10 protein-coding genes are annotated in these 12,596 nt (G+C 57.4%); all 10 read left to right on the forward strand.

Going from position 1 to position 12,596, the window contains the following annotated elements; genetic code table 11:
* Nucleotides 1-1,021 (forward strand): nickel pincer cofactor biosynthesis protein LarC (larC, locus tag B2W96_RS05960; protein WP_293009373.1); only part of this gene is annotated, 1,021 nt, incomplete at its 5' end.
* Nucleotides 1,022-1,170: 149 nt separating this feature from the next.
* Nucleotides 1,171-2,667 carry a class I SAM-dependent methyltransferase gene (locus tag B2W96_RS05965; protein WP_293009374.1) on the forward strand — a complete coding sequence of 499 codons (1,497 nt, stop codon included), beginning with the start codon at nt 1,171-1,173 and terminating at the stop codon, nt 2,665-2,667.
* Nucleotides 2,668-2,681: 14 nt separating this feature from the next.
* Nucleotides 2,682-3,650: an ABC transporter permease gene (locus B2W96_RS05970; RefSeq protein WP_293009375.1), complete on the forward strand. Its 969-nt coding sequence runs from the start codon at nt 2,682-2,684 to the stop codon at nt 3,648-3,650.
* 94 nt (nt 3,651-3,744) lie between these two features.
* Nucleotides 3,745-4,596 carry an ABC transporter permease gene (locus tag B2W96_RS05975; RefSeq protein ID WP_293009376.1) on the forward strand — a complete coding sequence of 284 codons (852 nt, stop codon included), beginning with the start codon at nt 3,745-3,747 and terminating at the stop codon, nt 4,594-4,596.
* Nucleotides 4,490-6,049 (forward strand): ABC transporter substrate-binding protein, encoded by a 1,560-nt coding sequence (locus tag B2W96_RS05980; RefSeq protein ID WP_293009377.1) that lies wholly within the window; start codon nt 4,490-4,492, stop codon nt 6,047-6,049. The genes B2W96_RS05975 and B2W96_RS05980 overlap by 107 nt, the downstream gene beginning before the upstream one ends.
* Before the next feature lie 19 nt (nt 6,050-6,068).
* Nucleotides 6,069-7,022 carry an ABC transporter ATP-binding protein gene (locus tag B2W96_RS05985; protein WP_293009378.1) on the forward strand — a complete coding sequence of 318 codons (954 nt, stop codon included), beginning with the start codon at nt 6,069-6,071 and terminating at the stop codon, nt 7,020-7,022.
* Nucleotides 7,019-7,792, forward strand: a complete 774-nt coding sequence (locus B2W96_RS05990; protein WP_293009379.1) for an ABC transporter ATP-binding protein — start codon at nt 7,019-7,021, stop codon at nt 7,790-7,792. Before B2W96_RS05985 ends, B2W96_RS05990 begins: the two co-directional genes overlap by 4 nt.
* A 384-nt stretch (nt 7,793-8,176) precedes the next feature.
* Nucleotides 8,177-9,760: a peptide chain release factor 3 gene (locus tag B2W96_RS05995; protein WP_293009380.1), complete on the forward strand. Its 1,584-nt coding sequence runs from the start codon at nt 8,177-8,179 to the stop codon at nt 9,758-9,760.
* 301 nt (nt 9,761-10,061) lie between these two features.
* Complete coding sequence (gene selD / locus B2W96_RS06000) at nt 10,062-11,102, forward strand: selenide, water dikinase SelD (protein WP_293009381.1); 1,041 nt, start codon at nt 10,062-10,064, stop codon at nt 11,100-11,102.
* Between the two features lie 75 nt (nt 11,103-11,177).
* A complete protein-coding gene (gene selA, locus B2W96_RS06005; RefSeq protein WP_293009382.1) occupies nt 11,178-12,557 on the forward strand; it encodes an L-seryl-tRNA(Sec) selenium transferase in 1,380 nt (459 codons plus the stop codon).
* The last annotated feature ends 39 nt before the right edge of the window (nt 12,558-12,596 follow it).

Raw genomic sequence — 12,596 nt, forward strand, 5'->3', positions numbered from 1 at the left:
CCACGACCACGACCACGACCATGACCACGAGCACGAGCACGACCACGAGCATGAGCATGAGCACACGCACACGCATCATCATACCGCTCCGTCTGACATTGCAGAAATTTTGGAACATCTAAATGTGCCGGAGAAGGTTCGTCGGAATGCCCGGGCCGTCTATCATCGAATTGCCGAAGCAGAATCGCTGGCACACGGTGTCCCTGTCACGCAAGTACACTTTCATGAGGTCGGCGCGTTGGATGCCATAATTGATGTGACGGGCGTATGCCTTGCAATGGAGCTTCTTCACCCGGACGCTGTTCATGTCTCGCCGGTCCATCTGGGCTCCGGCCATGTTCGGTGCGCACATGGCGTCATGCCCGTGCCCGCTCCGGCCACCGCGTTTCTTCTCAAGGGAATTCCCTGCTATTCCGGGGAGATCAACGGAGAGCTCTGCACTCCCACCGGGGCAGCGCTGTTGGCGCATTTTGGAGAACAGTTCGGTCCCATGCCCGTCATGATTCCGGAAAAGGTAGGCTACGGTGTTGGAAAGAAAGAATTTCCCGCAGCCAACTGCGTTCGGGCGTTTCTGGGACAATCTGGCGATCCTGCGCAGGCGGGCATCGTGGAGCTGTGCTGTCACATCGACGACATGACGGCAGAGGCGTTGTCCTTTGCATCCGACCGGCTCATGTCCCGGGGTGCGTTGGACGTCTCTGCGGCGCCCATAACCATGAAGAAGGGTCGCCCCGGAGTCTCCCTCACCATTTTGTGCAGGACTGCGGACGAAGAGCGGATGGCGCAGGCTGTTTTGGAAGAAACCACCTCCAACGGCGTTCGGGCCCGGCGCTGCGCCAAATATATTTTGGTTCCCAGCCTGCGGACCGCACAGACAACCTATGGATCCATCCGCATCAAGTGTGCCGACGGAATGGGGATCCATCGTGAGAAGCCGGAATATGAGGATGTTGCCTCCGCTGCGAAGAAGAGCCGCCTTCCCTTCCAGCAAGTCTGGAACGACATCGTCCGGCAGATATAAGCCGGATAGGCGTTTGGCAGACTCACATCCGGAGCGTGCTGCCAAGAACCGGACTGAGGCTCAAATGGTTTTTAATTGTCAAGGCCAGATTCGGAAGTTATTCCGACTCGGCCGGAACCGGTCAAATTTGATGCCAGTGGAGGGGCTATATGTATTTAAGCAAAATTTCTGCCTACTGGGACACCCGTGCGGATGGATATTCGAAAACCATTCACGAACAGCTAAAGGATGACCGGGCGGCGTTTTTCCGAGAGAAGCTGCGGACCTTCGCACCGGAAGGCAGCCGTCTGGACTGTTTGGATATCGGCTGCGGCCCCGGCTTTTTTTCCATTTTACTGGCGCAGGAGCAGCACCGCGTCACCGCCACAGACTATTCTGAAAAAATGTTGGAACAGGCAGAATCCAACTTTGCCGAGGAAGGCGTCCCTGTGAAAACCGTGCGGTGCGACGCGCAGCATCTCCCTTTTGAAAACGAGAGCTTTGACTATGTCGTATCCCGAAATCTGGTGTGGAATCTGGAAGAGCCCGAAAAGGCATACCGGGAGTGGCTGCGGATTCTGCGACCCGGCGGTCGTCTTTTGGTCATGGATGGAAACCACTATCTTTATTATTATGACGATTTGTACCGCAAAGCAAATCAGTCAAGGGATGGAACGCACAGCTCCTGTTACGGTGTGGACCCCGCGCCGATCAATGAAATTGCCCGAAACCTGCCCCTGTCCAACAAAAGACGGCCGGAGTGGGATCTCCACGCCCTGCTTGATTTGGGTGTGGGAAAACTCCAAACGGAGACGTATCCTCTGACGTTCCATGACCCCGAAAGCGGCGAAGCGCAAAGCGTAATCAGCGACTTCCTGATTTGCGCGGAAAAGCCGGGCAGCACGGAAGAAATCACGCAAACCCAACGGGAAATTGACGATCACTGGTCGGGGGCGGCGGAGAATTACAGCCGAATCGTCCGGGAAGAACTGCAAAGCTTCCGCGCCGACGCATGGTCAAAACTGATTCTGGAAGGTGCACCGGCGCACGCTCCTCTGGATATTCTGGACGTGGGCTGTGGCCCCGCGTTTTTTACGATTCTGCTTTCCCGGGCGGGACATAGGACAGTGGGGTTGGATGGCGCGGGTGGAATGCTGGCGCAGGCATCCCAAAATGCCGCCGAAGCGGGTGTGCGTCCGCTGCTTTTGCAGGGAGACTGTCATCGCCTTCCGTTTGCTGACGGCTCCTTCGACCTTGTGATTAGCCGGAATGTGACGCATGCTTTGCGGGAGCAGGAAAAAGCCTATTGCGAATGGTTTCGCGTCCTGCGGAACAACGGCGTTGTTCTGATTTTTGACGCAAACTGGCATTTGATGCAGACCGACTCGGAAATTCGCCGGGAGTTCGCCAGACGAGAGGCGCTGTGCTTTCAGACCTATGGCTCAAATTTCAGCGCCGACCACCGCCGTGAGGTGGAAGATCCGGATCAGCTCCAAGCGCATCGCCTTGGCACCTGCATCCGGCCAGACTGGGATTTACCGCTGTTGAAGGCCGCGGGTTATCACGATGTATCCGTTCAGCGGGATATTACAGACAGTCTCTGGAGCAGCAAGGAAAAACTATTATACGGTGCGACGCCAATGTTCATGATCCGCGCCGTCAAGTGAAGGAGTACGACAAGGTGGCCCAACGATTAAGCCGACATCCTCTGCTGCTCTATACGCTGCGCCGCCTTCTGGCCTTGCTGCCGGTTTTGCTGGGAGTCACCTTTCTTGCCTACGGCCTGATGTATCTCTCCCCGTCCGACCCGGTGGAGATGCTGCTTCAGGCGCAGGGGATTCCGGTATCGGAAACCGTCGTGGAAGCCATGCGGCATAAGGCCGGTCTGGACAGGCCGTTTTTGACGCAATACCTTGATTGGCTGTGGCGCTTTGTGCGGGGAGATATGGGGATTTCGCTGGTGGATGGGCGATCCGTGGCGGCGCAACTGTGCCTTGCGCTGCCAAAAACGCTTGCCCTGACGCTGACCTCCGTGCTGATGACCATTGCCCTGTCTGTTCCGCTGGGTATTCTGACTGCGGTTTGTCAAGGGCGTTTTATTGACTATCTGCTGCGCTTTTTGAGTTTCCTTGGAAACTCCCTTCCAAATTTTTTGGTGTCGCTGCTATTGCTGCAACTCTTTGCCGTGAAGCTGAAGCTGCTTCCTGTCCTTGCATCTGAAACCGCCGAAGGATTGATTCTGCCGACACTGGCGCTGGCAATTCCCATGACGGGAAAATACATCCGGCAGGTACGTGCAGCGGTTCTGGAACAGCTTGGACGCAGCTATGTGGACGGCGCGATTTCCCGCGGGATCAGGCTGCGGACGGTCCTGTTTCATGATGTCCTGCGCAATGCGATGGTGACCATTGTTACGCTCATATCCATGTCGATTGGTTCCCTGCTGGGCGGCAGCGCGGCAGTGGAGCGGATTTTTGTCTGGCGCGGTATGGGTTATCTGGTAATGGATGCGATACTGAAACGGGACTACCCGGTCATTCAGGCGTTTGTGGTTTGTATGTCCGTGATTTACGTTGTCATCAATTTGCTGACTGATCTGTCATACTATTTTCTGGACCCGCGCATCCGCCGCGGACGGGAGGTGTCATAAGATGAATGCCGTAAACCGATCCGCCCGTTTACGAATGTATCTTCTCCTGGCTGCGACCGTCGCCTTATGCGTCTTCTGCATGGTTTCCCGGAGCATGATGCCAAATGATCCGGATTTCGCAGATTTGGCTCACGCGAAACTATCTCCCTGCGCGGAGTATCCCTTTGGCACGGATTGGCTGGGCCGGTGCGTCTATTCAAGAATTTTGGCGGGTGCGCCGCTCTCCGTTTTCTCCGCGCTGGCAATCGTGGCGCTGACCGTGGTGCTGGGATGCGCCGTTGGGATGATATGCGGATACTTCGGCGGAGCAGTGGATGCTGTTTTGATGCGGTTCGTGGATGTTTTTATGGCGTTTCCGGGCATGATCCTTGCGTTGGCGGTTGCAGGAATGCTGGGCGCAGGTCTGCAAAACGTGGTCATTGCGCTGGCCGCCACGGGCTGGCCTCAGTATGCAAGACTTTCCCGCAGCTATGTGATCTCCCTCCGGCAGGAAAACTTTGTTCTGGCCGCCCGGCTGAACGGGCAGACCAGCGCCGGCATTCTGTTCCGTCATATTCTGCCTAACGCCATGAGGCCGGTAATCGTCACCGCGTCGCTGAACGTCGGCGGCACGATTCTCGCGCTGTCGGGCCTTAGCTTTTTGGGGCTGGGCTCTTCCTCCGTCGACTGGGGAAGCGCGATTTCCGACAGCAGAGGACTGATGGGACAAGCCCCTTGGCTTGTGCTGTATCCCGGAGCGGCGATCTGTCTGACCTCCATTCTTTTCAACCTGCTGGGAGACAGTGTGCGGGACGTGCTGGACCCGCTGCAAAATTCAAATAGTTACTATGGAGAAAAATATGAAAAAAGAAAAGGCATTTTTGCTTGCATTGCTGCTGGCAGTCGAATCTCTGAGCGCCTGCGGCGGTGCGCCCGCAGCCTCAAGCACGCCGACCGGCGGAGATAGTCGGACCGATTTTGCATTTGGAACCTATGCTTTTACAAAGCTGGATCCGGCTGATGATTATAACGGCTGGGCAACCGTCCGCTATGGAATCGGCGAGACGCTGTTTTCTCTGGACGACAGCCTTAATATCCAAAAGAATCTGGTAACAGACTACTCCCTGTCAGATGACAACTTGACCTGGACATTGACCCTGCGGGGGGACGTGCTGTTTCACAATGGCGACGCGATGGACGGCGCGGCGGTTAAAAGCAGTTTGGAACGGCTGGTGGCAACAAATGACCGGGCCGCTTCCGACCTGATGATCGAGTCTATTTCCGCCGACGGAAATACGGTGGCGATTACCACCACAGAACCCAATCCAATACTGCTCAACGCCCTATGCGACCCATACGCCTGCATTGTGGATGCTGCCGCGGACGGTGGTTCTGGAGATTTTGAAGAGTATCCGGTCTGCACAGGCCCTTATGTAGTGAAACAGTATGTGGAAGACTCCTCGGCCTATTTGGAGCCTTTTGATCAGTATTGGGGTGGAACGCCGGCAAGCAAAAGCGTAACCATCAAAGCGATCTCCGACACGGACACCCTGTCTTTGGCGATGCAGAACGGTGAGATCGACGCGGCCTACGGTTTGTCTTATGACACGCTTAGCCAATTCAAGGGCGATGCTGCCTTTCAGGTCTCTCAGGCAGCCACAACCCGCGTCTACATGCTCTATTTTAATCAATCCCATAAGTTTATGAGCGACGAGAATTTCCGCCGTGCGATCTGTATGGCGACCGATAAAAATTCCTATGCCTCCGTCCTGCTCAGCGGGGCCGGAACCCCAACCAAGTCCGCATTCCCAGACTACCTGAGCTATGGGGATGACAATCTTATGACGGATGTTCCCGACTATGATCCCGAAGGTGCCAAAGCCTTGCTCAAAAGCAGCGGCTATGTGGATACGGACGGCGATGGCTTTCTGGATAAGGATGGTCAAAAAGTTTCTTTGCGTCTCATTACCTATGGTCGCACGGGGCTTCCCCAGTCCGCTCAAGCCCTGCAGTCTGCCTTGATTCAGTTGGGCATGGACGTCAGCTTTGAACAGGTGGAGACCGTCAGCTCTTATCTGACTGCCGACAATTACGACATCTGTGTCTATGCCTATGTCACCACGCCTACCGGCGATCCTCTGTCCTACCTCAGCTATACCATGGGTACCGGAAATGGCAGCAACTTTGGTCACTACAGCAATGCGCAGGTTGACGATCTGCTGACAAAGATGGCAACGGAATTTGATATGAAAAAGCGCTCGGACTACGCGCTTCAGATTCAGCAGACCGCGACGGAGGACAGTTCTTACTGCTACTTGTTCCATCTAAATATGTTCCTGGTCATGAAAGCCGGGGTGACCGGCATGAAGCAAAGCCCTGTGGATTACTATCAGATTACCGCAAAAACGGCCGCTGCATAGCGGCAGAGGAGATCCGTTCATGGAACACACCGGACTTTTGGATATCCATCATCTCTGCGTGCGCTATCCGTGCGGCAAAGAAATTCTGCGGGACGTTTCTCTGCATATGCACGAAGGGGAGATCGTCTGTGTAATCGGCGAGAGCGGCTGCGGAAAGTCTACGCTTTTAAATGCGGTGCTGCGGCTTCCAAGACGGGTCCGAATTTCCGCCGGGGAAGTTATATACCGGGGACATAACCTGCTGAGCCTTACGGAACGGGAGATGCGCTCGGTCCGCGGCACGGGTCTGGGGGTCGTGTTTCAGGAACCGGGCGCTTCTTTGGACCCTGTTCGGAAAATCCGCGTTCAGTTTTATGAGGCTATGCGCGCCCATGAGAGAATTTCCCGGAAAGCCTCCGCGGAAAAAGCGGAAGAAATTCTGGGGCGTATGGAGTTTAGGGATCCCCGCCGTGTGATGGAGAGCTGCCCCGCGCAGCTCTCCGGCGGAATGAACCAGCGCGTTGCCACCGCGCTGGCCATGGTGCTGAAGCCGGACATTTTGCTGGCCGATGAGCCCACCAGTGCATTGGACGTAACAGTGCAGGCACAGATCATCAATGAGCTGATGCGCCTAAGAGACGAATTCGGCACCTGTATCGTGATGATCACCCACGACATGGGCGTCGTTGCCAAAATGGCTGATAAGGTAGCCGTGATGTATGCCGGACGTGTGGTGGAATACGGATATCGAGAGAGTGTGCTTCGCGCACCCTCCCATCCATATACCCGTGCGCTGATGGAGGCAATTCCCCGGTTGGACGGAACTTTTCCTAAAGGGATTCCCGGGCAAATGACGGAGACGTTTCCCGCCCGAGGCTGCGCGTTTGCACCGCGGTGTCCCCATACCCGAAAAGAATGCATTTCAAAAGAGATGCAGCAAATTTCTCTGCACGCAGAGCATTGGACGCTTTGCCGGGAAGGGGAAAAAACATGAAAATCCCGATATTGGAAGTGTCATGTATCTCAAAAACATTTCGTCAGGCCAATTCATTGCCTGTTCAGGCGGTGCGGGACGTTTCGCTGACAGTCGGTGAACACGAATGCGTCGGTTTGGTTGGGGAAAGCGGTTGCGGAAAATCCACACTGGCAAGGCTGATTACTCGTCTGGATACGCCGGACAGCGGCTCCGTCGTACTATGCGGCGCGGATATTACACGCAGTACGGGGGCGGCCCTCAAACAAGCGTACCGCAATATGAAAATGATCTTTCAGGAACCGCGTTCTTCCTTTGACCCCAGATTGACACTGGGAGAGAGCATTCAGGACGCACTGAGGCCGATTCTTCCATCATCGCAGGCTCGCGCGGAAGAATCCGAACGTCTCCTGATGGAAGTCGGTCTGGACGCCGGATTTACACGCGCATATCCGCGGGATGTCAGCGGTGGGGAATGCCAGCGCGCGGCAATTGCCCGCGCAATTGCGTCAAAGCCGCGGCTTCTGCTCTGCGACGAAGCTACCAGTGCGCTGGATGTTTCCGTACAGGCGCAGATTTTGCAGTTGCTCCGCAACCTTGGCACAAAAAACGGCATGTCGTTTCTGTTTATTTCCCATGACCTTGCTTTGGTCAGCAGCATCTGTCAGCGGGTATACGTCATGTACGGCAGTGAGATTGTGGAGCATGGCGCAACCAATCAAATCATCCAAGCGCCTCAGTCTGATTATACCCGCAGACTCATCGCATCTGCGATGACCATGGACAAATGAAGAATAACGACGGATAAAGGTCTTGCTTCCGCCTGAAAAGACAGGAGAAAGGGGAAATTTACGAAAGCGGCACGATGCTGAATCAGAAGCTATGGATAGCGCACAGTGGCGTTCAGTGATAACAACGGGATGTATCCACGACTTTGAAGGCTGATTTTCCCGCCGGAATTGCGGATAATATCTTGGGAACCTTGATTAAAACGGCATGCACGCTTGGGCGGCTGATTTTCCGTCCGAAGCTCGTTAATATTTTGCCTTGCAGGGCAAAAAGTCCGCCGGATGTTCTCCATATGTCGATTTAATCAGAGGTCCCCTTGCAAAGCACCCGGCGATGTGATAAATTAAAAAGGTTCATCAGATTCATAAGAACGAAGGAGTAACGCCATGTCCGCCCTGAAAGACGAAATCTCCCGGCGCCGCACGTTTGCGATCATTTCGCATCCCGACGCCGGTAAAACCACCCTTACGGAAAAATTTCTGCTGTACGGCGGCGCCATTGCCCAGGCCGGTGAGGTGAAGGGCAAGCGGGCCAAGGCCGCCACCTCCGACTGGATGGAGATTGAGCGCCAGCGCGGCATCTCCGTCACCTCGTCGGTGATGCAGTTTCAGCACGGGGGCTATTGCATCAACATTCTGGATACCCCGGGCCATCAGGATTTCTCCGAGGATACCTACCGCACGCTGATGGCGGCGGATTCCGCCGTCATGGTCATCGACGGGGCCAAGGGTGTGGAACCGCAGACCCGCAAGCTTTTCCGCGTCTGCGCTCTGCGGAACATCCCCATTTTCACGTTCATCAACAAGATGGACCGGGAGACGAAGGACCCTCTTGCACTGTGCGAAGAGGTGGAGCGAGAGCTTGGCATCGACACCTATCCGGTCAACTGGCCCATCGGCTGCGGCAGAGAGTTTGCCGGGGTCTATGACCGGGAGCGGAGCCGCATCCTCTTTTTTCAGGGCGAGGGCCACGGGAAAAAGGCGGAGGCCACCGAGGTGGATTTGGACGACCCGAAGGTAGGGGAGCTGATCGGCGAAAGACGCTGGAGCACCCTGCGGGACGAGGTGGAGCTGCTGGGTGCGGGCCGGGAATTTGATATGGAAGCCGTCCGCGCCGGAAAGCTCAGCCCCGTGTTTTTCGGGTCTGCGTTGATCAACTTTGGCGTGGAGCCTTTTCTGGCGGAGTTTCTGCGCATGACCACCCCGCCCCTGAGCCGCACGGCGGACTGCGGCGAGGTGGACGCGTTTTCCCCTGATTTTTCCGCCTTTGTCTTCAAGATTCAGGCCAACATGAACAAGGCCCACCGGGACCGGCTTGCCTTTATGCGTATTTGTTCCGGAAAGTTTGAGCGGGACGCGGAGGTCTATCACATGCAGACCGGCAAGAAAATGCGCCTCAGCCAGCCCCAGACCATGATGGCAGCCGAGCGGGAGATTGTGGAGGAGGCCTACGCGGGCGACATCATCGGCGTGTTCGACCCCGGCATTTTTTCCATCGGAGACACCATTACCGTGCCGGGAAAAAAGTTTCATTTCTCCGGTATTCCCACCTTCGAGCCGGAGCATTTCATGCGGGTCAGTCCCAAGGACACCATGAAGCGCAAGCAGTTCATCAAGGGCACGGAGCAGATTGCGCAGGAGGGCGCCATCCAGATATTCAAGGTCCCGGGCGCGGGCATGGAGGAGGTCATTGTGGGCGTGGTGGGCACGCTGCAATTCGACGTGTTCGAGTACCGCATGAGAAACGAATACGGTGTGGAGCTGTATATGTACGGTCTGCCCTACGAGCACTTGCGCCGCATCTCCGCCAGCCCCGTGGAGGACCCGAAGGAACTGACGCTGTGCATGGGCGCGGAGGTGCTGGAGGATTTCCGGGGCAGGCATCTCATCGCCTTCGGCGGGGAGTGGTCCGTGGGCTTTTTGCTCAAGCACAACCCGGGACTGGAGCTGTCCGAATCCGTTTCGGTGTAAGAGCGGCGAGGAAATTTGCCGTAAAGCGTTGCGCCGCAGGCAAAATTGTTGCACAGCGGGCGGAAAACGTTCCTTGTGGGGCGGTGGAACCGACTGTATGTGATTTGCCAAAATTTAATTTTTCCGGAATAAAATGCGCGGGAGAGACTGAAAAATGTTTCTCCCGCGCGTTTTTTGCGCAGTCATTTCTTGTGTTTTCTACGCTGCTGCCCGTCCGTCATCCGTTGACAGCGGGCGGGGCGCATGGTATGTTGAGAGCAAACGGGACGGCTTTTTTGGAAGCCGGGAAAGGGGCGTATCCATGGAAGAACAGAATGTCAAGCTGACAAAGCTGGCAAAATGCGCCGGGTGCGGCGCGAAGGTGGGCGCGGGGGTGCTGAGCCAGTTGCTGGAGGGCATCCGGGTCCACAGCGACCCCAATCTGCTGGTGGGCTTTGATAAAAGTGATGACGCGTCGGTTTACAAGGTCAGCGACGAGCTTGCTCTGGTACAGACGGTTGACTTTTTTCCGCCCATTGCGGACGACCCCTATCTCTTTGGCCAGATCGCGGCCACCAACGCCCTGTCCGACGTGTACGCCATGGGCGGAGAACCCAAGCTGTGCCTGAATATCATGGCCGTGCCTGAGTCCATGCCAAAAGAAGCGGTGCACCAAATGCTTCGGGGTGGGTATGACAAGGTGTACGAGGCGGGGGCGCTCATCACCGGGGGCCACAGCATTTTGGACGACGAGCCGAAATACGGTCTGTGCGTCACCGGCTTTGTCCATCCCGACAAGGTTCTCACCAATTCGGGGGCGAAGCCCGGAGACGTGCTGCTTTTGACCAAGCCCATCGGCATCGGCGTGCTGTCCACGGCCCAGAAAGCGGAGATGCTCTCCTCTGAGGGGGCGGAGCTGATGTACCGGCTGATGACTACCTTGAACCGCTCCGCCCGGGACGCCATGGTGAAGTACCGCGTCCACGCCTGCACCGATATCACCGGCTTCGGACTGCTGGGCCACGGCTTTGAAATGGCGCAGGGCAGCGACGTAACCTTGACCATAGACGTAGGGGCGATCGACCTGATTCCCGAGGCGCTGGAACTTGCAAAAATGGGGATTCTTCCCGCCGGAATGTATCGCAACCGCACCTTTGCCGAGCCGGGGGTGGACGTGGGCGACACAGAGCTTGCCAAGCAGGACCTGCTGTTCGACCCACAGACCGCCGGGGGCTTGCTGATTGCCGTGGCGGCGGAGGACGCGGACGCGCTGTTTGCGGAACTGAAAGACTGCGTCCCCAGTGCCCAGCGGATCGGCATTGTCGAACCCTATACCGGAGAAAAGCGCATCAGGCTGCGCTGAAATCCGCCCGACGGGGCATGCTTGCGAAAAATGTGCGCTCCCCCAAAAGGGAGGGGAGCGGAGGGGGTGCGTGACATGAATCAGGAATACCTGCGGGCCATTCCCAAGGTGGACGAGCTTTTAAGGGAGCCGTTTGTGCAGGCTTTGGCGGAAAGATACTCCGCCCGGACGGCGACGGACGCGGTCCGCGCCGTGCTGGAGGACCTTCGGCGGGAGCTGCTGTCTGGCGGGCGGGACACGCCGCCGGACAAAGCGGCGCTGTGCGCGGCGGTGGAGGCGGTTGCCCGGCAGGCGGCGCTGCCGTCTTTGCGTAGCGTGATCAACGGCACCGGCGTTGTATTGCATACGAACATGGGCCGGGCGTGTATGTCGGAGCGGGCGGCAGAGGCGGCCGGAAACGTTGCCCGGAGCTATAACACGCTGGAATACGACGTGGAGGGCGGCTGCCGGGGGCATCGCTGCGCCCATGTGGAGGGACTTTTGACCCGCCTTACCGGCGCGGAAAGTGCTCTTGTGGTGAACAACAACGCAGCCGCGGTGCTGCTGATTCTCTCCGCCATGGCGGAGGGGGGAGAGGTGGTCGTCTCCCGGGGCGAGCTGGTGGAAATTGGCGGTTCCTTCCGGGTTCCGGAAATTATGGAGACCTGTGGCGCCCGGTTGCGGGAAGTGGGGACCACCAACAAAACCCGTCTTGGGGATTACGAAAAAGCCATCGGCCCGGACACCCGGGCACTGATGAAGGTCCACACCAGCAATTTTCGGGTGGTGGGATTTACTCAAGCTGTGCCCCCGGCGGAGCTGGCGGCGCTTGGCCGCAGCCGGGGCCTTCCGGTCATCGAGGACTTGGGCAGCGGATCGCTGGTGAATCTGGCGCGGCTGGGCCTGCGGGACGAGCCAACGGTGCAGGAATCCGTGGCGGCGGGAATGGACGTGGTCTCCTTTTCCGGGGATAAGCTTCTGGGCGGACCCCAGGCGGGAATTATCGTGGGGCGGGAGGAATTTCTCTCGCTTCTGCGGGAACATCCCATCTACCGGGCGGTGCGTGTGGATAAAATGACTCTGGCGGCGCTGGAAGCCACCCTACGTGCTTATGTGGAGGAAACGGCGGAAACGGAACTGCCCACTCTCGCCATGCTGGCACAATCGCCGGAAATGCTGCGGATGCGCGCCCAGCGGCTGTGCGCGCTGGCGCGGGAAGCAGGCGTGGACGCGGAGGTGGTTCCTGAAGAGGATCAGGTGGGCGGGGGCAGCGTCCCCACCCAGACGCTGCCGAGCTTTGCTGTGGCGGTGATGCCGGGGCGGGGCGGCGTGGACGCGCTGGAAGCCGCCATGCGATTGCGGGAGCGGCCCATCATCGGCCGGGTGGCCCATGATCGTTATTTGCTGGACGCACGGACGCTGCGGGAGGACGAGTTTTCCTGCATTGTGGATGCGCTGAGGGAGTGCTTGCAATGAAGCATGTGATTATCGGCACCGCGGGCCATGTGAGATCGG

Origin of the sequence: Oscillibacter sp. UBA6647 (assembly GCA_002455655.1) — a bacterium.
GTDB lineage: Bacteria > Bacillota > Clostridia > Oscillospirales > Oscillospiraceae > Oscillibacter.

Bases quoted from the DNA above. Each gene is read 5' to 3' on its own strand.
- selA (WP_293009382.1), top strand. From the start codon at position 11,178: ATGAATCAGGAATACCTGCGGGCCATTCCCAAGGTGGACGAGCTTTTA.
- B2W96_RS05975 (WP_293009376.1), top strand. From the start codon at position 3,745: ATGATGCCAAATGATCCGGATTTCGCAGATTTGGCTCACGCGAAACTA.
- B2W96_RS05980 (WP_293009377.1), top strand. From the start codon at position 4,490: ATGAAAAAAGAAAAGGCATTTTTGCTTGCATTGCTGCTGGCAGTCGAA.
- B2W96_RS05990 (WP_293009379.1), top strand. From the start codon at position 7,019: ATGAAAATCCCGATATTGGAAGTGTCATGTATCTCAAAAACATTTCGT.
- B2W96_RS05985 (WP_293009378.1), top strand. From the start codon at position 6,069: ATGGAACACACCGGACTTTTGGATATCCATCATCTCTGCGTGCGCTAT.
- B2W96_RS05995 (WP_293009380.1), top strand. From the start codon at position 8,177: ATGTCCGCCCTGAAAGACGAAATCTCCCGGCGCCGCACGTTTGCGATC.
- B2W96_RS05965 (WP_293009374.1), top strand. From the start codon at position 1,171: ATGTATTTAAGCAAAATTTCTGCCTACTGGGACACCCGTGCGGATGGA.
- selD (WP_293009381.1), top strand. From the start codon at position 10,062: ATGGAAGAACAGAATGTCAAGCTGACAAAGCTGGCAAAATGCGCCGGG.